General features: G+C 71.7%; 17 protein-coding genes. 13 read left to right on the top strand and 4 right to left on the bottom strand.

What is annotated here, in order from left to right:
* Positions 1–132 precede the first annotated feature (132 nt).
* Positions 133–1104, bottom strand: a complete 972-nt coding sequence (locus QE410_RS01510; protein ID WP_307327028.1) for a zinc-binding dehydrogenase — start codon at positions 1102–1104, stop codon at positions 133–135.
* 238 nt (positions 1105–1342) lie between these two features.
* Here QE410_RS01510 and QE410_RS01515 point away from each other — a divergent pair, with 238 nt between their 5' ends.
* The 6 genes from QE410_RS01515 (at position 1343) to QE410_RS01540 (ending at position 8465) form a co-directional block, all read left to right on the top strand.
* Positions 1343–1924 carry a TetR/AcrR family transcriptional regulator gene (locus QE410_RS01515; RefSeq protein WP_307327029.1) on the top strand — a complete coding sequence of 194 codons (582 nt, stop codon included), beginning with the start codon at positions 1343–1345 and terminating at the stop codon, positions 1922–1924.
* A gap of 319 nt (positions 1925–2243) precedes the next feature.
* Positions 2244–2873: a GntR family transcriptional regulator gene (locus QE410_RS01520; RefSeq protein WP_307327031.1), complete on the top strand. Its 630-nt coding sequence runs from the start codon at positions 2244–2246 to the stop codon at positions 2871–2873.
* Positions 2870–4396, top strand: a complete 1527-nt coding sequence (locus QE410_RS01525; protein WP_307327033.1) for an MmgE/PrpD family protein — start codon at positions 2870–2872, stop codon at positions 4394–4396. The genes QE410_RS01520 and QE410_RS01525 overlap by 4 nt, the downstream gene beginning before the upstream one ends.
* A gap of 397 nt (positions 4397–4793) precedes the next feature.
* A complete protein-coding gene (prpB, locus tag QE410_RS01530) occupies positions 4794–5693 on the top strand; it encodes a methylisocitrate lyase (RefSeq protein WP_307327035.1) in 900 nt (299 codons plus the stop codon).
* Between the two features lie 409 nt (positions 5694–6102).
* Complete coding sequence (locus tag QE410_RS01535) at positions 6103–7287, top strand: bifunctional 2-methylcitrate synthase/citrate synthase (protein WP_307327037.1); 1185 nt, start codon at positions 6103–6105, stop codon at positions 7285–7287.
* On the top strand, positions 7287–8465 hold the full coding sequence (locus tag QE410_RS01540; protein ID WP_307327038.1) for a thiolase family protein: 1179 nt from the start codon (positions 7287–7289) through the stop codon (positions 8463–8465). Before QE410_RS01535 ends, QE410_RS01540 begins: the two co-directional genes overlap by 1 nt.
* A 72-nt stretch (positions 8466–8537) precedes the next feature.
* Here the strand turns inward: QE410_RS01540 and QE410_RS01545 are convergent, their stop codons facing one another.
* Complete coding sequence (locus tag QE410_RS01545) at positions 8538–8987, bottom strand: GNAT family N-acetyltransferase (RefSeq protein ID WP_307327040.1); 450 nt, start codon at positions 8985–8987, stop codon at positions 8538–8540.
* Between the two features lie 108 nt (positions 8988–9095).
* Here QE410_RS01545 and QE410_RS01550 point away from each other — a divergent pair, with 108 nt between their 5' ends.
* Positions 9096–9812 carry a Type 1 glutamine amidotransferase-like domain-containing protein gene (locus QE410_RS01550; protein WP_307327042.1) on the top strand — a complete coding sequence of 239 codons (717 nt, stop codon included), beginning with the start codon at positions 9096–9098 and terminating at the stop codon, positions 9810–9812.
* Between the two features lie 254 nt (positions 9813–10066).
* On the opposite strand, the gene QE410_RS01555 is transcribed toward QE410_RS01550, so the two are convergent.
* The gene (locus QE410_RS01555; RefSeq protein ID WP_307327044.1) at positions 10067–13573 is read right to left on the bottom strand and encodes a choice-of-anchor I family protein; all 3507 of its coding nucleotides are present in this window, start codon (positions 13571–13573) and stop codon (positions 10067–10069) included.
* Between the two features lie 389 nt (positions 13574–13962).
* Here QE410_RS01555 and QE410_RS01560 point away from each other — a divergent pair, with 389 nt between their 5' ends.
* Complete coding sequence (locus tag QE410_RS01560) at positions 13963–15141, top strand: acyl-CoA dehydrogenase family protein (protein WP_307327046.1); 1179 nt, start codon at positions 13963–13965, stop codon at positions 15139–15141.
* 266 nt (positions 15142–15407) lie between these two features.
* On the top strand, positions 15408–16196 hold the full coding sequence (locus QE410_RS01565; protein ID WP_307327048.1) for an enoyl-CoA hydratase-related protein: 789 nt from the start codon (positions 15408–15410) through the stop codon (positions 16194–16196).
* Between the two features lie 214 nt (positions 16197–16410).
* Here the strand turns inward: QE410_RS01565 and QE410_RS01570 are convergent, their stop codons facing one another.
* The gene (locus tag QE410_RS01570; RefSeq protein ID WP_307327050.1) at positions 16411–16938 is read right to left on the bottom strand and encodes a MarR family winged helix-turn-helix transcriptional regulator; all 528 of its coding nucleotides are present in this window, start codon (positions 16936–16938) and stop codon (positions 16411–16413) included.
* Positions 16939–17139: 201 nt separating this feature from the next.
* Between QE410_RS01570 and QE410_RS01575 the strand changes: the two genes are divergently transcribed.
* Genes QE410_RS01575 through QE410_RS01590 form a run of 4 tightly spaced genes read left to right on the top strand, consistent with a single transcriptional unit; the run spans position 17140 to position 20731 of the window.
* Positions 17140–17922 carry an electron transfer flavoprotein subunit beta/FixA family protein gene (locus QE410_RS01575; protein WP_307327052.1) on the top strand — a complete coding sequence of 261 codons (783 nt, stop codon included), beginning with the start codon at positions 17140–17142 and terminating at the stop codon, positions 17920–17922.
* Positions 17919–18128 (top strand): hypothetical protein, encoded by a 210-nt coding sequence (locus tag QE410_RS01580; protein ID WP_307327054.1) that lies wholly within the window; start codon positions 17919–17921, stop codon positions 18126–18128. Before QE410_RS01575 ends, QE410_RS01580 begins: the two co-directional genes overlap by 4 nt.
* Entirely contained in the window at positions 18095–18886 is a 792-nt protein-coding gene (locus QE410_RS01585; RefSeq protein ID WP_307327056.1) for an electron transfer flavoprotein subunit alpha/FixB family protein, read from the top strand. The genes QE410_RS01580 and QE410_RS01585 overlap by 34 nt, the downstream gene beginning before the upstream one ends.
* Entirely contained in the window at positions 18887–20731 is a 1845-nt protein-coding gene (locus QE410_RS01590) for a cytochrome b/b6 domain-containing protein (RefSeq protein ID WP_307327058.1), read from the top strand. It begins immediately after the preceding gene.
* Positions 20732–20758 lie beyond the last annotated feature (27 nt).

The following is a 20758-nucleotide window of genomic DNA, read 5'->3' on the forward strand; positions in this document are numbered from 1 at the left end:
TGCGCTGTGCACGGGCGCGGGGGTCGGGCTGCACGCGCGGTGCACGCGACAGCCCGCGCCCGGGCCGCGCTCACGGGCGCGACAGCGGGCTGCACAGGCCGGTGCGCGCGACAGCCCGCGCCCGGGCCGCGCTCACGGACGCAGCAGTACCTTGCCGACGCGGGGCGAGTCGCTGGCCGTGACCGCGTCGACGATGTCGTCGAGACCGAAGGTCGCCGCAACGGGCAGCGTCACGGTGCCGTCGGCGAGGTAACGGGACAGCTCTCCGAACAGGGCGCCGCGGGTGTCGGCATCCATCGTCTTGCTGACGACGCTGCCCCAGAAACCCTTCACGGTGGCCTGACGGAAGATGATGTCGCCGGCCGACAGCTCGAGCTTTCCCGCGCCCATCGACCCGAAGATCACGAGGGTGCCGTTCTCGCTGAGGAGCGACAGCACCTGGCCCGCGGCGGGCCCTCCGACCGAGTCGACCCCCGCGACGATCTTCGCGCCGTCGGCGAGGGCGAGTGCCGTGTCGCGCCAGTCGTCGGCATCCGTCGAGACGATGTTGTCGATGCCCTGCTCGGCGAGTTCGGCGACGGCGCTCTGCCGGCGCACGAGGCCGATGACGTGGATGCCGCGGGCCTTCGCGATCTGCGCGACCATGCGGCCGACGGCTCCGTTGGCAGTGTTCTGCACGATCCAGTCGCCGGCCTTCAGATCGAGCGAGTGCAGCAGGCTGATGGCGCTGAACGGCATGGCGACGAGCTGCGCGGCGACCTCGTCGGAAAGTGCGTCGGAGACGGGGATCAGGCCGGCGGCGGGGGCGATGACGTACTCCGCCCACACGCCGAAGGTGCCGCCGGTGGCCACCCGCTGGCCGATCTCGAGCGAGACGCCGTCGCCGACGGCATCCACGATTCCGACGGCCTCGGTGCCGGCGCGGGCGGGGAGCTCGGGCTTGAAGCCGTAGGTGCCGCGGACGGTCCAGAGATCGTGGTTGTGGATGGGCGAGAGGGTGACGCGCAGGCGCACCTCGCCGGGACCGGGGGTCGGGGTCTCGACCTCTTCGATGCCGAGGACGTCGGCGGGTTCGCCGAACTGGTGGTGGATGACTGCGCGCATGGATTCCTCCTGTGGTTATTTTGTAACGACCGGTCTAATATAGACCTCGTGCTCGGCAACGCAACAGCGCGGTCCGGTGGCTTCGGCGGGCTCGATCACCTCCGTTCCGCAGCCCCGTCGGTAGCGTGGCGGGAGGGCCCTGAGCTTGTCGAAGGGTCCGGAACTCACGGGACTCCCGGGGCCCGGTGGCTTCGACAGGCTCAGCCACCCTCGAGAACGGAGAGAGAACATGGGCAGGATGCCGAGCTTCGAACGCTCCGCCGTAATCGACGCCGCGCGCGACGTGTTCTGGCGCCGCGGCTACGCCGAGGCGGGTATCACGGAGCTCGAAGAGGCCACCGGCCTCACCCGCTCCAGCATCTACAACGCCTTCGGCAGCAAGCGCGGACTCTTCGACGCGGTGCTCGCCGCCTATCTCGACGACGTGGTGCGCACGCGCCTGCGCCCGCTGGGCGGGGGAGATCCCGGCGCGCTCGAGTCATACGTCGCCGAGATGCGCGACGCGATCGCCGCCGACACCCCCCGCGCCCGGCTCGGCTGCCTGCTGCTCAACGCGGGCTCCTCGTCGCTGGCGAGCGACGACGCCGAGGTGCGCGCGCTGGTCTCGGGGTACGCCGCCGAGATGCGGGCCGCGATCCGCGCCGCCGTCGCCGATCGACGTCCTGATCTGACCCCGGATGCCGTGGATGCCCTCGCCGCGGTCTGCGCCTCGCTGGTGGTGGCCGGCCTCACTCTCGCCCGCGCCGACCGCGATGCGGCGCTGGTGACGTTGGCATCCATCCCGACGACCCTGCACTCCTGGGGCTCCGCCCCCGCCTGAGCTCCGTGCTCTGCCCTGCGCGCTCCGCGCGCTGCGCCCGCTGCGCTCTGCCGTGCCCCAGCCGCGTGAGGGGTCACTTTTCGTCGCCGAGGAGACTCGGCAGCGACAAATTCTGACCCCTCACGCGCGCGGAGCGCGGGCGGAGCGTGCGCGGGGATCGCGGAGCGCGGGCGGAGCGCGGGCGGAGTACGCGCGGGGCGCGGGCCCGGGGCGCGAGCGGGGGTGGGCTTGTGTATACGCAGAACGCGTCGGGAACACCTGACCCCCCCAGACCAACGCGACAATGCATACACTGGAGGTATGACGTCGAGGGTGTCTCATGCGGGCGAGTGACCGCGCGTATGCGACGCTCCTCGACGAGATCCAGTCCGGTGCGCTGCCGCCGGGGACCGTGCTGGGCGAGGTCGAACAGTCCACCCGCCTCGGGGTGAGCCGCACGCCTCTGCGCGAGGCGCTGCGTCGTCTGGCATCCGATGGCCTCGTCGCCCAGGCCTCTCCCCGCGTGACCGTCGTGGCGGGGATCGATGCCGACGACATCCGGGCGCTGTTCGAGCTGCGTCGGGCGCTCGAGACCGAGGCCGCCCGACTCGCCGCGCACCGCGGCGACCGTCGGGTCTTCCGCGCGCTCTCGACCGAGCTGGCCGACGTCGACACCGCCGACACCGACGCGTACTACGCCCTCATCGCGCGCTTCGACGCGGCGGTCGACGCCGCTGTCGACAACCCGTATCTGTCCGCGGCCCTGCGCAGCGTCCGCACGCACCTCGTGCGCGTGCGCCGCATGGCCCGCTTCAACCCCCTTCGCCTCTCGGCCTCGGCCGGGGAGCATGGATTGATCGCGCGAGCGATCGCTGCCGGCGACCCCGAACTCGCCGCGCACGCCACCCACGTGCACCTGCACAACGCCCTCACCACCATCCTCGAAGCCCTGACGGAGGACCCCTCATGACGATCACCCACCACGTGCGCGTGCACCGCAGCGATGAGAACCTCGCCCGCGAAGGGCAGCTCGCCTGGTCTCTCGCCCGGGTTGCGGTCGACCCGGTGGCCGTCGACGACGACGTGGTCGACATGATCGTCAACCGCCTGATCGACAACGCCGCCGTCGCTGCGGCCTCGATCACGCGGCAGCCCGTCAGCGCCGCCCGTCAGCAGGCCCTCGACCACGCCGTGTCGATCGGCGGCTCGGGTGCGACGGTCTTCGGATGCCTTCTCGAGCGGCGCACGAGCCCCGAGTGGGCCGCGTGGGCCAACGGTGTCGCCGTCCGCGAACTCGACTACCACGACACGTTCCTCGCCGCCGACTACTCGCACCCCGGCGACAACATCCCGCCGGTGCTCGCTGTCGCCCAGCACACCGGACGTGACGGCGCGGCCCTCGTGCGGGCCCTCGCGACGGCGTACGAGATCCAGATCGACCTCGTGCGCGCGATCAGCCTGCACAAGCACAAGATCGACCACGTCGCCCACCTCGGCCCCGCCGCGGCCGCGGGAATCGGCACCCTGCTCGACCTCGACCAGGAGACGATCTATCAGGCCATCGGCCAGGCGCTTCACACCACGACCGCCACGCGCCAGTCGCGAAAGGGCGAGATCTCGACGTGGAAGGCGCACGCCCCCGCCTTCGCGGGCAAGATGGCGATCGAGGCCGTCGACCGCGCGATGCGCGGCGAGACCAGCCCCTCGCCGATCTACGAGGGCGAGGACGGCGTCATCGCCTGGCTGCTCGACGGTCCCGACGCCTCGTACGACGTGCCGCTCCCCGGCGACGGCGAGAGCAAGCGCGGCATCCTCGACTCGTACACGAAGGAGCACTCGGCCGAGTACCAGGCGCAGGCGTGGATCGACCTCGCTCGACGCCTCGGCACGGAGCGCCCCGATCTGCGCGACCCGGCGAACGTGGCATCCATCGTCTTGCACACCAGCCACCACACGCACTACGTGATCGGCTCGGGTGCGAACGACCCGCAGAAGTACGACCCGACCGCGTCGCGCGAGACGCTCGACCACTCGATCCCGTACATCTTCGCCGTCGCCCTGCAGGACGGCGCGTGGCACCACGTCGACTCGTACACCCCCGAGCGCGCGGGACGTGCTGACACGGTCGAGCTGTGGCACAAGGTCACGACGGCGGAGGATGCCGAGTGGACGCGCCGCTATCACTCCGAGGATCCGAACGAGAAGGCGTTCGGGGGCCGCGTGGTGATCACCCTCTCCGACGGCTCGACGGTGGAGGACGAGATCGCCGTCGCCGACGCGCATCCGCTCGGCGCCCGGCCGTTCGCGCGGGAGGACTACGTCCGTAAGTTCCGCACCCTCGCCGAGCCGGTGCTGCTGCCCGAGGAGATCGAGCGCTTCGTCGAGCTCGTGCAGCGCCTGCCCGAGCTGACGCCCGCCGAGGTCATGCAGCTGTCGATCGTCGCCAAGCCCGGTGTGCTGGCGCTGGCGCCGGCGCCGAAGGGCCTGTTCTGATGCGTACGCCGAGCACGACGGCGGGGCGTCGTGGGAGCACAGCGCGCACGACGGCGGCGTTTCTCACACCTGGGACGAGCGCAACGGCGGGGAGTTTCCCCGGCACGCCGATTCAGGATGCCGCGTGCCGGCGTGTCGCGTCCAGCGCCCGCCGTTGTGCACGGACGCGCGGCGGTGGATGCGCCCCCGAGAAGCCGGAGCCGCCGGTGCGGGAGTGGCGGGGCCTCGGTCGTGCTCGGCGCGCAGCTCCGGAGTATCCGAGCCGCCAATCGGCGGGGGCCGCGGGGTTTCGCTGGCGTGAGGCGGCGGGCCGTGCGACGTTCCGGAGTCATGCACGGCCATCCGGCGCGCCCGCACGGCCGGCGCGCGACGACGTCCGCGCGATGGGAGGCCACTGATGCTGTACGCCCAGACCACCGCGGCCCAGAAGCGCCGCGCGCTGCGCGAGAAGCTGGCATCCGGAGAACTCGTGCGGATGCCCGGGGCGTTCAATCCGCTGTCGGCCCGGCTCATCGAGCGCAAGGGCTTCGACGGCGTCTACATCTCGGGCGCCGTGATCTCGGCCGACCTGGGCCTGCCCGACATCGGGCTCACGACCCTCACCGAGGTCGCCGGGCGCGGCCAGCAGATCGCCCGCATGACGGAGCTGCCGGCGATCATCGACGCCGATACTGGCTTCGGCGAGCCGATGAACGTCGCCCGCACGATCCAGACCCTCGAAGACGCGGGGCTCGCCGGCGCGCACATCGAAGACCAGGTCAACCCGAAGCGCTGCGGCCACCTCGACGGCAAGAGCGTCGTGGATGCCGACACCGCCATCAAGCGCATCCGCGCCGCCGTCGATGCCCGCCGCGACCCCGACTTCCTCATCATGGCCCGCACCGACGTGCGGGCGGTGGAGGGGATGGATGCCGCGATCGACCGCGCGAAAGCCCTGGTCGACGCCGGTGCCGACGCAATCTTCCCCGAGGCGATGCGCGACCTCGGCGAGTTCGAGGCGATGCGTAAGGCGCTCGACGTGCCGATCCTGGCGAACATGACGGAGTTCGGGAAGAGCGAGCTGTTCTCCACCGCGCAGCTGCGCGACGCCGGCGTCAACATCGTCATCTGGCCGGTGTCGCTGCTGCGCCTCGCGATGGGCGCGGCGGGCCGCGGCCTCGACGCCCTGGCATCCGAGGGACACCTGCGCGACCAGCTCGGCGAGATGCAGCACCGCGCCGACCTGTACGACCTCATCGATTACGAGGGTTACACCCGCTTCGACGCCGACGTCTTCGACTTCACCGTCGAGCGCTGAGGCGGCGGCGGGAGCGGCGGGCGTGTCCCACTTGGTGCAGCATTGCCGCCCTTTTGTCGCTCCAAGTGGGACATGGGTGGGGTGGCCGACGGCGGGAGTGATGAGCGTGTCCCACTTAGCGCAGCGTTGCCGCCCTTCGATCGCACCGAGTGGGACATGGGCGGGGTGGCCGACGGCGGGAGCGGTGAGCGTGTCCCACTTCGTGCAGCGTCGCCGCCCCTTTTGTCGCACCGAGTGGGACATGGGTGGGGTGGCCGACGGCGGGGGCGGTGAGCGTGTCCCACTTCGTGCAGCGTCGCCGCCCCTTTTCCGCACCGAGTGGGACATGGGCGACCGGTGCCGAGGAGGAACGGCCACCCGGCGAGGGCGTGGGGCAGAGTAGAACCGAGCACGACTCGAAGGAGAGACGATGACCGACATCAAGAAGGGCCTCGCCGGCGTCACGGTCGACGAGACCGCCGTCAGCAAGGTCAACCCCGAGACCAACAGCCTGCTCTACCGCGGATACCCGGTGCAGGAGCTCGCCGCCACGCAGCCCTTCGAGGCGGTGGCGTATCTGCTCTGGAACGGGGAGCTTCCGGATGCCGAACAGCTCGCCGCCCTGCGTCGCACCGAGCGTGAGCACCGGGCGCTGCCCGACGACGTGCGTGCTGCGATCGACCTGCTGCCGACGTCCGCCCACCCCATGGACGAGGTGCGCACGGCCGTGAGCGTGATCGGCGCGCGCGAGACCGCGGGGATGTCGAACGTGATGGATGCCGTGGGCACCCCGGAAGAGAACCTCGACCGGTCTGTCCGCCTGTGGGCGCAGCTGCCCGCGGTCGTCGCGTACGGCCAGCGCCGCCGCCGCGGCGAGGACCTGGTCGAGCCCCGTGACGACCTCGACTACGCGGCGAACTTCCTCTGGATGACGTTCGGTGAGGAGGCCGCCCCCGTCGTCGTCGACGCCTTCACCCGCTCGATGATCCTCTACGCCGAGCACTCCTTCAACGCCTCGACCTTCACCGCGCGGGTCATCGCCTCGACACTCAGCGACCTGTACTCCGCGGTGGTCGGCGCGATCGGCGCGCTGAAGGGTCCCCTGCACGGCGGGGCGAACGAGGCGGTGCTGCACGTGCTCCGCGAGATCGGCTCGGCCGAGAATGTCGGGCCCTGGCTCGACACCGCCCTCGCCGAGAAGCGCAAGATCATGGGCTTCGGGCACCGCGTCTACAAGCGCGGCGACTCGCGCGTGCCCACGATGAAAGCCGCCCTCGACACCCTCGTCGCCCATTACGACCGCCCCGAGGTCGCCGCGCTGTACGACGCGCTCGAGGCGCAATTCGTCGAGCGCAAGGGCATCTACCCGAACCTCGACTACCCCTCGGGCCCGGCGTACGACCTCATGGGCTTCGACACCCTCACTTTCACCCCGCTCTTCGTCGCCGCCCGCGTGACGGGCTGGACGGCGCACATCCGCGAGCAGCAGGCGGCAAACGCCCTCATCCGACCGCTGTCGGCCTACGTCGGCCCCGACGAGCGTCACGTCGAGGGATACGTCGCGGATGCCGCCGACGTCGAGGCCCAGGCGCGCCCCGCGGAGGCGGCGAGCTGATGTCGGCGCCGAAGATCGTGCTCGTCTCGGGTGCGCGCACGCCCATCGGCTCGTTCGGCGGGTCGCTCTCGAGCGTCGACGCGTACGAGCTCGGCGCGGTGGCCGTCACCGAGGCGCTGCGTCGCGCCGGCGTTGCGGAAGAAGACGTCGACGAGGTCGTCATGGGCTGCATCGCCCAGAACGGCCCCGACGCCTACAACGCCCGCCGCGTCGCGCTCGCCGCGGGGCTCCCGACCCGCGTGCCCGCCTTCACCGTGAACCGCCTGTGCGGCTCGGGCCTGCAGGCGATCTGGTCGGCGGCGCAGGAGCTGCGCTGGGGCGGTATCGACGTCGCGGTCGCGGGCGGCGACGAGAGCATGTCGCGCACACCGTTCCTGGAATACGGGGCCCGCGGCAACAGCCGGCTCGGCGACCGCACCCTGCTGGACGGCACGCTCGCGATCCTCACCGACCCCTTCAGCGGCCGGCACATGGGCACGACGGCCGAGGTCGTGGCATCCCGCTACTCCGTCTCACGCGCGGAGCAGGACGCCTTCGCCGTCGAGAGCCAGCGCAGGGCGTCGACGGATGCCGCCCGCGCGGCCTTCGCGGAAGAGATCGTGCCCGTGACCACCGGCGGACGGAAGCCCGTCGAGGTCTCGGTCGACGAGCACCCGCGGCCCGGCACGACCCTCGAGACGCTGGCGGGATTGCGCCCGGCCTTCGAGAAGGGAGGGTCGGTCACCGCCGGCAACTCGTCGGGCATCAACGACGGCGCCGCCGCGATGGTGCTGCTGCGCGAGGACGACGTGCGCGAGCGCGGCCTGACCGGCCTCGCGACGCTCGAGGCCGTCACCACCGCGGGCGTCGACCCCGAGATCATGGGCTACGCCCCGGTGATCGCGCTGCAGCGGCTGTGGGAGCAGACCGGGCTCACGCCCGCCGACGTCGACGTGGTCGAGCTGAACGAGGCGTTCGCCGCGCAGGCCGTGGCCGTGATCCGCGACGCGGGCCTCGACCCCGAGAGGGTGAATCCGTACGGCGGTGCGATCGCCCTCGGTCACCCCGTCGGCGCGACGGGCGCGATCCTCACCGTGCGTGCGGCCCTCGACCTGCAGCGCCGCGACCTCGAATACGCCGTCGTAACGATGTGCATCGGCGGCGGTCAGGCGCTCGCGGCTCTGCTGCGGCGGTACTGACCCGGTCTCCTTCTCGCGCGAGGGGTCAGGAACTGTCGCCGCGCCGGTTTGGAAGCGACAGAAAGTGACCCCTCACGCGGGTTGTGCGCGGGGGGCGGAGGCGAGAGACAGGTAGACATCTACCTCGTCCTCGGCGTCCAGGGTGAAGCCGGCGCGCTCGTAGAGTCGGCGGGCGGGGCTGCCCTGCAGCACGTTCAGGCGGGTCGGGCCGTCGTGCGGCTCCGCGAGCACGCGCGCGAGCACCTCGCCGCCCACCCCTCGACCCTGCAGAGCGGATGCCAGGTAGAAGTGCTCGATCCACCGCGCGGCCCCGTCGGGTCGGACCGTGATCGAGCCGGCATCCGCCCCGTCGACGACGATGATGCGCGTCCACTCCGGGCGGAAGCCGTCGCGGAGGCGCTGGCGCACCCGATGTTCGTCGAAGCGACCGAGGCGCTCGAGGTCGGCGCGCAGAACCTCGGCGCGAAGCTCGACGAGCCACTCGATGTCGGCGGGCACGCTCGGCCGCACGCGGATCTCCACCCGTCGAGCCTAGAGCCGCGTGAGTCGCCAGGATTTGTCGTTCGCTGGTGCCCTGAAGCGACGAATTCCGGCGAGTCACGCGGACACCGATCCCGGGATACTGGGCGCATGAGTGTCTTCCTTCTCGGCGGCGGGCGCGACGTCGCGCGCTGCGGCGATCTGCTGCGTCCCTTCGTTCGCGAGGCGCGGGAGCGCGCCGGTGACCGGCCGACCGTGATTGCGGTGCTGCTCGTGCGCGAGGCCGACGACGAGTCCTCGGTCGCTCGCTTCGTGGCGGTGCTCGAGGCTGCGGGGGCGACGGCGACCGAGCTGCGGGTCGCGGCCATCGTCGAGGGCCAGGTCTTCGACACCTCGGTGCTCGACGCCGACGCCCTGTTCGTCGGCGGCGGCCTCACCCCGGCGTACCAGGCGGCGGTGGGACCGATCCGGGATGCCGTGACCGACCGCGTCCGCGACGGAATGCCCTACGCCGGGTTCTCGGCCGGCTCGTCCATCGCGGCCGGACCCGCGCTGGTCGGCGGACATCGCGTGGGCGGGGTCGAGGTCGTGTCGGAGGATGCCGGCGAAGAGCTCGACGAGGTCGAGGTGCGCCCGGGCCTCGGGCTCCTAGATTTCGCCGTCGACGTGCACGCCGCCCAATGGGGCACCCTCTCCCGTCTCGTCGCCGCGGTCGAGGCGGGGCTCGTCTCCGACGGTGTGGCGATCGACGAGCACACGGCCCTCGTCATCTCGGCGCAGGCCGCCCCGGCCGTTCACGGCAGTGGGCAGGTGTGGCGCGTGGAGTCCGCGGCATCCGGGGTGCTCGTCGGCGTGCTGCGACCCTGACGGGCCCGCGGGGAACCCGTGGGACGCCCCTCGCCGCGCGGCGGTTGCGGGCGCGCGTGCGGGCGGCGCGCACGGGCCGCGAGGCCGCACCCGGTTGCCGAGAACGCAGGGAATTCGCGGCAACCGCATGCGGTCTCGGCAAACGGGTGCGGTCTCGGTACTCCGCTCGCAGATCGTGCCCGAGCGCGCGCCGCGCCGCACAACGACAGCGGCCCCCACCCGTCAGGGGTGAGGGCCGCTACCGTCTGCGCGTGTCAGACGCGACGGCGCCGCAGCGCTGCGGCCACACCTCCCGCGAGCAGGAAGAAGCCGCCCGCGAGGGCGATGCCCCACGGCAGCTCGGCACCCGTCTTCGCGAGCGCAGCCGTGCCGGACCCCGCGGCGGGGCTGCTCGACGGCGAAGCGCCGGGCGCGGCGGACGGCGATGTGGTCGGCGCGGGGGTGGCCGTCGGCGTCGGCGTGACGGTCGGGGTCGGGGTCGGCGTTCCGGCGCCGGTCCCCTCGTCGACCGGGCTCGAACCGAGCAGGTACGCCCGGCCGAGCGGCGAGGGTGCGACCGTGCCCTTCGCAGCGAAGAAGTCGACCGTGGCCTGCAGGTCGATCTGACCCGAGTCGGCCTTCGCCGTGCCCTGCGCGAAGGTGGTGAAGTTGTCACCGCCCGCGGCGAGGAACGAGTTGGTGACCACGCGGTACGACGCAGCCGGGTCGACGGCGACGCCGTTCAGCGCGATCGACGAGATGCGCGCGCCCGCGGCCGCGTTCGGGTCGTAGGCGAAGGTGAAGCCCTTCGAGACGCCGAGCGCGAGCACGGGACGCGATGCCGTCGACGGTTGCCACTGCTCCTCGAGCACCGACTTCAGCTGCGCCCCGGTCAGCGACAGCGTGACCAGCGTGTTGCCGAAGGGCTGCACGTTCGCGGCCTCGCGGTACGAGACCGAGCCGTTGTCGGAGCCGTAGAGCAGGTCGGCACGCAGACCGCCCGGGTTCATGAACGCGATCTGCGCGTCCTGCCCGTTGAACGAGGGGTTCTCGGTCGTGGCCCACAGGTACACGTCGGCGACGGTGTTGCCGAGCGTCGAGTAGGCGCCGCGGTCCTCGTCTCCCGAGGCGTTGCGGGCTCGGGTGATGTCGGCGGTGATGGTGCCGACCTCGACCTGACCCTTCACGTCGGCGACGGCCTTGGCATCCGCCACGATCTTCGCCGTCGTCGCCTGCGGGTAGGCGACGTACTGGCTCGTGGCGTCGAGCAGCGGGCGCACACCGGGCGTGATGGAGGCGAGGTCGCCGGCGGCATCCAGGTCGATGTCCAGCGTGCCGAGGTTGGTGCCGTACTGACCGGCCTGGATGACGGGACGCCCGCCGATGGTGCACGCGTACTTCTGGTGCGTGTGGGCCGAGACGATGGCGTTCACGTCGCCGGAGACGCCGCGCACGAGGTCGCCGTAGTCGCCCGTCTCGGTGGCGATCTTCGCGCAGTCGGTGCCCTCGGAACCCTCGTGGGCGAGCAGCACGACGATGTCGGCCCCGGCGGCGCGGGCGTTCTTCGCTTCGCGGTTCGCGGCCTCGACCTGGTCGCCGAACTCGATCTCGGTGATCTTGGAGGGGTCGACCATGCCGGCCGTCTGGCGGGTGACCGTGCCGACGAAGGCGATCTTGGTGCCGCCGACGTCTGTGATCGTGTACGGCTTGAGGGCGGGGGTCTTCGTGCCCTTCAGGTACACGTTCGCGCCGAGGGCGAAGTCGCTCCGGTCGCCCGCGTTGTCGCCGTAGCGGGGGATGACCCGGTCGGTGAGGTCGGCGAAGCCGCGGTCGAACTCGTGGTTGCCGACGGCGCTGACGTCGAGGGTCGCCGCCTTCAGGGCGTCGATGGTGGGGTCGTCCTGGTCGATGAACGACTCGAACGCGCTCGCGCCGATGTTGTCACCGGCCGAGACGAAGAGCGTGTTCGGATTCAGCTCGCGGTACTTCTCGACCGCGCCGGCCAGCACCGCCGCCCCGGCGACCCCGCCGGTCTCCTGCACCAGGCGGCCGTGGAAGTCGTTGATCGTGAGGATCTGCACGTCGGGCTTCTTCGGCTGCGTCGGACGCACCTCGAACACCGTGGTGGTCCCCGACACCTCGTTGCCCGTGATCAGCAGCGGCACGCCCGTGGGCGAGCGCAGCGCCGAGACGAACGTGATGCCCTCGGGCCCGAGGTCGCCGGCCGCGGCGGTCTCGACGTCGGCGGTCGCGTCGCGGTTGTTGACGTACGTGACGTAGGCGGGGCTCTTCGGGTCGGTGACGTCGTAGACCATCACGCCGCCCGCTCGCTCCAGGCCGATGAAGGCGTACGTGCGGCCGTCGACGACGCCGAGCGCCACGTTCTCGGGCTCGGGACCCTTGTCATCGCTGCGGTCGTCGACGACGTTGTTGTCATTGGAGACGTTGAACAGCTGCGGTGCGACCTCCTTCAGCTTCTGTTCGAACTGGTCGCCTGAGTCGAAGACGAGCGTGCCCTTGGTGTCCCAGATCGAGAACGAGCGTCCGCCGTAGGCGTAGAGCTCGCTGTAGCAGCCCTCGGCGGTGAGTCCGAGGTCGGTGACCACCTTGAGGCGGCCGAGGTCGGTGTCGGCGGAGCGACCGGCGAGCGGCGAGGTCGCGCAGACCGGGGCGAGCCCGTCCTTGCCGAGGGTCTTCACGCGGGCCTCGTCGGTGAAGGTGCCCCACTCGCGTCCGTCGCCCTCGTTCGCGGTGACGAGGTAGGTGCCCGCCTTGCCGCCGACGGCGGCGGTGTACGACGCGATGCCGTCGGGCATGTAGAGGCCCTTGAGGCCCGCGACGGTGCGGATGTTCGCGCCGTCCTTGTCGCTCGGGTCGAGACCGACGGCGCCCCAGTCCTTGTAGCCGAGGGGCAGGATGCCGGTGACCTGGGCCTTCGCGAGGTCGACCGTCGCGAGGGCGTTCGCCTCTTGCAGCGTGACGTAGGCGGTCGTGCCGTCGACGGTGATGTACTCCGGCTCCAGGTTGCGCGAGACGCGGTTGGACGACAGCGTCGCGGGGTCTTGGCCGGGAGCGGCGACGTCGGGTCCGAAGACGCGCACCTTGGGGTCGAGCGTCTTCGTGCCGCCCGGCTCGAAGGCGCGGAACCCCGCGGTCTTGACCGCGCTTTGCGCGGGGGCGGTGAGGGCGGACGAGAGTGCGATGACGCTGACCGAGCCCTCGGGGTCGACCGAGAAGTCGGCGGCGGGCTCGCCCTCGTTGGCGACGACGGCGTACGAGCCGTCCTTCGAGAAGGTCACCATGTCGGGGAGCGCGCCGACGGTGACCTCGCCGAGCTTCGCGCTCGCGGCATCCGTCTTGTTCGCGTCGAAGAAGACGAGGTGACCGGCGTCGGTCTTGGTCGTCGCCTCGAAGGCGATGACGCCGAGACCGTCGTCGCGGACGGCGACCGAGTTGGCGACACCGGTGGAGCCGATGTCGAACAGCTTGACGGGCTTGGTCGGGTCGCTGTTGTCGAGCACAGTCACGGTGCCGGCCTGCGCGTTGACGACGAACAGACGGTCGCGGTAAGCCTGCACGATCTCGGCGGCCGACTCCTTGTAGACGCCGGTGTCGTACGAGTTGACCGGGGTGACCGACAGGGCAGCGCCCGTGGCGCTGTTCGAGACGGGCTGGGGGACGATCGCGGCGGAGGCCGCGGTGACGCTCGACAGGGCGAGCGCGCACACCGCCGCGGTCGTCGCGGTGAACGCGGCGGCTCGGCGCAGGAGGGGCGAAGGCATGGGCTGTGTCCTCGGATTCGGGTGGGGGAGCGACCCGCGCGGGGAGCGCGAACCTGTGGATTGTGCCTGGATCGCGTGACGGCCCGGTGAACGGCGAGCGAACGCGGCGCCGGCCCGCCCGCCGGCGCGGGATCGCCGGCGGTGATGCGCGAGGGTGCGCGAGAAATGCTCGGGCGTCACCCGCGCGGGTGCGTCGTGAACGCTCGCGTTGCGCGCGAGGGTGCGCGAGAAACGTTCGCGCGTTGCGGAAACGCCTCGACACGGCGTGTGTGGCACGGCGCGGCATTTCTCGACGCGGGGGGCGTTAGTCGCTCCCCCTATCAATTACTAGGACGTCCAGGTAAAGTTCGACGTGCGACGACGACGTCGCCCTCACGAAGGAGAGTCGCATGGACACCACCCCTGCCCCCGCGCTCGACGCTTCGCCCGCCGGTACCCTCTCGGCCGACGAACGCGCCGCGATCCTCGACGCCGTCCGCGATTTCGCTGCGACCGAGCTCGCCCCGCACGCCCTCGAATGGGATGCCGAGAAGCACTTCCCCCGCGACGTGCTGCGCCGCGCGGGGGAGCTGGGCCTCGGCGGCGTCTACGTCAACGACGACGTCGGCGGCGCCGGGCTGACACGGGCCGATGCCGTGGCCATCTTCGAGGAGCTCGCCTACGGCGACCCCACCGTCACCGCCTACGTCACGATCCACAACATGGTGGCGTGGATGATCGACGCCTACGGCACGTCGGCGCAGCGCGAGCAGTGGCTGCCCGGCCTGATCGCCATGGACGACCTCGGCGCCTACTGCCTGACCGAACCGGGCGCGGGCTCCGATGCCGCGGCCATCACGACCTCGGCGATCCGCCACGGCGACACCTACGTGCTCACGGGCGTGAAGCAGTTCATCTCGGGTGCCGGCGCGGCATCCGTCTACATCGTCATGGCGCGCACGGGCGAACCGGGCGCGCGGGGCATCAGCGCGTTCCTCGTCCCCGCAGATTCGGAGGGACTGTCGTTCGGTCCGAACGAGAAGAAGATGGGGTGGAACGCGCAGCCCACCCGGGCGGTCGTGCTCGACGAGGTGCGCGTGCCGGCCGAGAACCTGCTCGGCGGCGAGGGTCGCGGATTCTCGATCGCCATGACCGCCCTCAACGGCGGCCGGCTCAACATCGCGACGTGCTCGATCGGCGCAGCGCGCTGGGCGCTCGACCGCGCGATCGCCTACGTGCACGAGCGCTTCACGTTCGGCGAGGCGCTCGCCGAGAAGCAATCGGTGGTGTTCGCGGTGGCCGACATGGCGACCGAACTCGAGGCCGCACGCCTGCTCGTGCGCGACGCCGCGACGGCACTGGACGCCAAGACCCCCGACACCGCGACACGATGCGCGATGGCGAAACGCTTCGCGACCGACGTCGGATTCCGGGTGGCGAACGAGGCGCTGCAGCTGCACGGAGGCTACGGCTACCTGCAGGACTACGGCATCGAGAAGGTCGTGCGCGATCTGCGGGTGCATCAGATCCTCGAGGGCACCAACGAGATCATGCGGCTCATCGTCGGCCGGAGCGTGCTGGCGGCGTGAGCCTGAGCGGTCCGGGCGGTGTGGTCGACGTGCCGCGAGTGGGCGGGATCAGCGTTCGGAGGTCCGTTTCGCTGGATCGGGGCGGAATCCGCACTTTGGGGCGAAATTTTTCCGCCCCAAGGTGCAGAACGCGCCCCGAACCGGTCACCGTCGCCGGCCCGTCGTGGGCGCCGGCCGGACCGATGGGGAACCCCCTCGATCGATGTCGGGGGTGCGTGCGAGCATGCGAGGGCGGGTTCGTCCGCACCGTCACGAACAGGAGTGAGATGACTGATCAGGATGCCGGGTACGAGACGATCCGCGTCGAGCAGCGCGGCCGCGTCGGGTGGATCACGCTCGATCGCCCCGAGGCGCTGAACGCGCTCAACACGCAGACCATGCGCGAGGTGGTCGCCGCTGCCGAGGCGTTCGACGTCGACGAGGGCACCGGGGCGATCGTCGTGACGGGCAGCGAGAAGGCCTTCGCCGCCGGGGCCGACATCAAAGAGATGGAGCAGAAGTCGGGCCTCGACATGATGCTCACCGATCACTTCGGCGCGTGGGCGCGCTTCGCCGCCGTCCGCACCCCCGTGATCGCGGCCGTGTCGGGCTACGCGCTGGGCGGCGGGTGCGAGCTGGCGCTCATGTGCGACGTCATCTTGGCATCCGACCGTGCGAGATTCGGCCAGCCCGAGGTGCAGCTCGGGGTCATCCCCGGCATGGGCGGCACGCAGCGCCTCGTGCGCGCGCTCGGGTATTACAAGGCCGCCGAGATCGTCTTGACCGGTCGCATGATCGATGCCGCCGAGGCCGAACGCGCAGGTCTCGTGTCGCGCGTGGTGGCGGCCGCCGACCTGCTCGACGAGGCCGAGTCGGTCGCCCGCACGATCGCCGAGAAGCCGCTGCCCGCCCTGTACGCGGCGAAGGCGGCCCTCGACGTGGCGTTGGAGTCGACGCTCGCCGAGGGCGTGCGCTTCGAGCGGCAGGCATTCGCCGCACTCTTCGACACCGCCGATCAGAAAGAGGGGATGGCGGCGTTTCGCGAGAAGCGAGCGCCGTCGTTCACGCACCGATGAGCGGCGCGGCGCGGCGGCTGCCGGGCGTGGGCGATTTCGTCCGCGCCGACGGCGCCGCGCGCGAGCACGCGCTTCCGGCGCCGACAGCGCACGGGCTCGGCCGTCAGAGCGGCTTGCGCACCGGCGTGAGCTCACCGACCTGCCGATCTTCTCGACGTCCGAGCCGCTCAGTCAGAGGCGGCCCGGGGTCGCCGACCTGCCGCTCTCCGCGCCGTCAGAGCGGCTCGGGCAGCGGCGCGGGGTCGGCGAAGTCGCCGGCGCCCTTGCGGAACCGCGCGATGATCCGCACGAGGGCCGTCGCGTCGTCGTCGCCCAGTCCGAGGTCGGCGAACACGACGTTCAGGGCGGCGGTCGCCTCGTCCACCCGGCGGCGACCGGCGTCGCTCAGCACCAGCAGCGCGGCCCGCCCATCGGTCGGGTGCGGCTCGCGCGCGAGCAACCCATCGCGCACGAGGCGGTCGACCGTGTTCGTCACGCTCGTCGGATGCACCTGCAGCCGCGCGATGGCGCTGGCCATCGGCATCCGTTCCTCCCGGGCGAAGGCGAGCAGGCGCAGCATCTCGAAGCGCGAGAACGACAGGTCGAAGGGCTTCAGAGCCCGGTCGATGGATGCCATGAGCAGCTGGTGCGCGCGGATCACCGAGGTCACGACCGTCATGCCGTCGGCCGCGTCGTCCCACCCGTGCGCGAGCCACTGTCGCTTGGCTTCGGCGATCGGGTCGACCGGCAGTCGTCGCGTCATCGGTCCTCCTCGCGTTTCACGGTACCGCTCCCGCGTCGCGGGCGCCCCGCGGGGCGGCGGTGCCATTCACCGTTCGCTTGGCGGGCGCGGGGGCGTCTGCGCCGCCGAACCGATGGCCGAGCCTCGCGAGTCCCCGGCGCCCCGACCCCGGCTGCGGCGCCGGCGCCGCGGCATCCCGTTCCCGACGAAGGAGACGCATCGATGAAGATCGTGGTCCTGACCAAAGAAGTCCCCGACACGTGGGGCGAGCGGCGGCTCGACCTCGAGACGGGGTTGATCGACCGCGGCGCCGCGGCGGCGCCCGTGCTCGACGAGATCGACGAACGCGCGGTCGAAGCGGCCCTGGCCCACGCCGACGCCCACCCGGGCACCGAGGTCACGGTGCTGGCGATGGCGCCCGCCTCGGCGACCGCGACGATCCGCAAAGCCCTCGCGATGGGGGCGACCTCGGCGGTGCACGTCGTCGACGACGCCCTGCGCGGCGCCGACCTGCTGCTGACCGCCGAGGTGCTGGCGGCGGCGATCCGGCGCACGGGCTACGACCTCGTGATCGCCGGCAACCTCTCGACCGACGGAGGCGCGGGGGTGATTCCGGCCATGGTGGCCGAGGTGCTCGGTGTGCCGCAGTTGACGGGACTCGCCGCCCTCGAGGTGTCCGACACGATGGTGACCGGCGACCGCGTGAGCGACGCCGGCACCATGCGGGTGAGTGCCGAGCTGCCCGCGGTCGTCTCGATCACCGAGGCGCTCCCCGAAGGGCGTTTCACGACGTTCAAGGGCATCATGGCGGCGAAGAAGAAGCCCTTCGAGACGGTGGATGCCGCGTCCCTCGACATCGAGCCCGACGATCCCGCGACAGCGCGCTACATCATGCTCTCGGTCGCCGAGCGGCCCGCGCGTCACGCCGGCATCAAGATCGTCGACGAGGGCGACGCCGGCGAGAAGCTGGCCGCCTTCCTCATCGCCGAGGGGGTGACCCGATGAGCGTCGCTCTCGTGCTGCTCGAGGTGCTGCCGAACGGCGCGCTCGCCGCGTCCGCGCCGGGGTTGCTCGCCGCCGCGGCGACGGTGGGCGAGCCGGTGGCGCTGATCGCCGCCGCCGCGCCGACGCTCTGGGCGATGCCGCCGCCGAAGCGGCTGGGCTCGGTGCCGTGCGGGTGCTCACGGCCGAAACCCGGTCCGACGAGCTGACCGTGCCCGTCGTCGACGCGCTCGCCGCCGCCCTCGACCGGGAGAAACCTGATCTCGTGCTCGCGTCGAACGCCGTGGAGTCGCGCGACGCGCTGGCCCGTCTCGCTGCGCGACGGCGGTTGCCCCTCGCCGCCGATGTCGTGGGCATCGAGCGCGACGAACTCGGCGTGGTCGCGCACCACTCCGTGCTCGGGGGAGCGTTCACCGTCGACGGCGCTACCACCTTCGGGCCGCTGCTGGCGACCCTCCGGCCCGGGGCGATCGACACGCGGCTCGCCGCGCGGCCCCTCGTGGTCGAGGGCCTCGAGGTTTCGGCATCCGGTGTGCGTGCCGCCCGGATCGAGACGTTCTCCGAGACGCCGGCGCCCTCGTCGCGCCCCGAACTGCGCGGCGCGGCGGTCGTGGTCGCGGGTGGGCGCGGTGTCGGCTCACGAGAGGACTTCGCGCTGGTCGAACAGCTCGCCGACGTGCTCGGCGGCGCCGTCGGTGCGTCGCGCGCGGCGGTCGACGCCGGGTTCGTGCCGGCCAGCGCCCAAGTCGGCCAGACCGGCGTGACCGTGTCGCCGCGGCTGTATGTCGCGCTGGGTATCTCGGGGGCGATCCAGCACCGCGCCGGCATGCAGACCGCGACATTGATCGTCACAATCGACAAGAATCCCGACGCGCCGATCTTCGAGATAGCCGATTTCGGTATCGTCGGAGACCTGTTCACCGTTGTCCCGCAACTCATCAGCGCGCTCGAGGCCCACAAGAAGTAGATGGCGTCCACACCCCGCACTCCGCGTCGCGGGCTGCCGCGCGTTCCCGGTGGGGAGCCCTGGCCGCCCGCGGCCTCCGGCGTCCCCGACACGTCGCACGGCGCCGACGCGCCCGCGGCCCCCGTCGATCCCGCACCCGCTCAGGTCGGTGTCGACGGCGACGGCCAGGCGACGGGCGCGGCGGCGCGGATCCCGCAGAACGGCACGGATGTCGCAGCGTCGTCGCCGCACGGTGTGCGTCCGGCGCACGTCCCCGAGGTTTCGACGGGGGATGCCGTGGACGTGGGCGCACCGACCGGCGCGAGCGCCCTCGCCCCGGCGACCCCCGTTCGACGGGGCCTGCCGCGCGAGGCGGGTGGGCAGCCGTGGCCGCCGGCATCCGCTCCGTCCGTTGACTCCGCGGAGGCCGACGCGCCGGCGGCGGAGGGCACCGCGTCCGACCAGCACGTCGGAGCGGCCGGTCCGGCGCCCGTGCCTTCGGTTCCGCAGCCGGCCACCGCTGCCTCCGACGTCAGCACGCGTCTCGCCTCCACTCCGGGGGAGGCCACGACCGGCAGCGTGCGCCGCGGGTTGCCGCGCGAGCCGGGCGGAGAGCCCTGGCCGCCGGTATCCGCAGCCCCCGCGCGGGCGTCCGTCGCCGACGACGACTCGGAACGCCGCAGCGCATCGTCGAGCCTGCACCGTGCTGAGGCCGGCCATGCCGCCGCGGATCCGGCGACCAGCGCGTCCGGTTCGCGAGACGACACCGCATCGCCCGCGCGCTCGTCGCGCCCGTCCGCTCTGGCCGGGGAAGGAAGCGTTCCGCGCCCGCCTCTCACCGTCCCGCGCACCGTGTGGCCCGGGGCCGCGGCTTCACGCAGGTCGATGCGGGCGGCGTCTGCGCACAGCGCCCGACCCGCGAGCGCGAAACCGCCCCGCACCGCTCTCGGCGACTTCTCGCCCGTGCAACTGCTCGGCTCGACGGCCGTGCTCGGGATCTTCGCGCTCGCGCTGGCGGGCATCTTCGTGCTGCTGGCGCGCTTCGTTCTCGCGCTCGGGCCGGGGCAGGAGTTCCTCGCCGCGTACCCGGGGGAGTATCACCTGCCGGAGGCTGCGCCCGTCGGCATCCCGGCGTGGCTGAACTGGTCGCACTTCCTCAACGGCTTCTTCCTGCTGTTCATCATTCGCACGGGCTGGCAGGTGCGAAACGAGAAACGCCCCGCCGCGTTCTGGTCGCCGCGGAAGAACAAGCGGCGCCGCATCAGTCTCACGCTGTGGTTCCACCAGGCCATCGACATCCTGTGGATCGCGAACGGCGTGATCTTCGTCGTGCTGCTGTTCGTGACCGGTCAGTGGATGCGCATCGTCCCCACCTCGTGGGAGGTCTTCCCCAACGCGCTGTCGGCGGCGTTGCAGTACGTCTCGCTCGACTGGCCGACCGAGAACGGCTGGGTGAACTACAACAGCCTCCAGCAGCTGTCGTACTTCGCCATCACTTTCGTCGCCGCCCCGCTCGCGATCGTCAGCGGCGTGCGCCTGTCGGGCGTCTGGCCGAAGGATGCCGAGAGGCTCAACCGCCTGTATCCGATCGAGTGGGCGCGCAAGGTGCACTTCCCGGTGATGCTGTTCTTCGTCGCGTTCATCGTCGTGCACGTGGCGCTCGTGCTGGCCACCGGCGCCCTGCGCAATCTCAATCACATGTACGCCGCGCGCGGCTCCGTCGACCCCGACGCCTTCACGACCGACCCGACCGGGCTGCTGCTCTTCGCGGCATCTCTCGTCGTGATGGCCGCGGGGGTCATCGCGGCGCGTCCGCGCGTCCTCGTGCCGATCGCGCGTCTGTTCGGCGAGGTCAAACAGCGCTGATCCCGGCGGAGCAGGCAGCGGTCGACG

The sequence above is a fragment of the Microbacterium sp. SORGH_AS_1204 genome, from assembly GCF_030818935.1.
GTDB lineage: Bacteria > Actinomycetota > Actinomycetes > Actinomycetales > Microbacteriaceae > Microbacterium.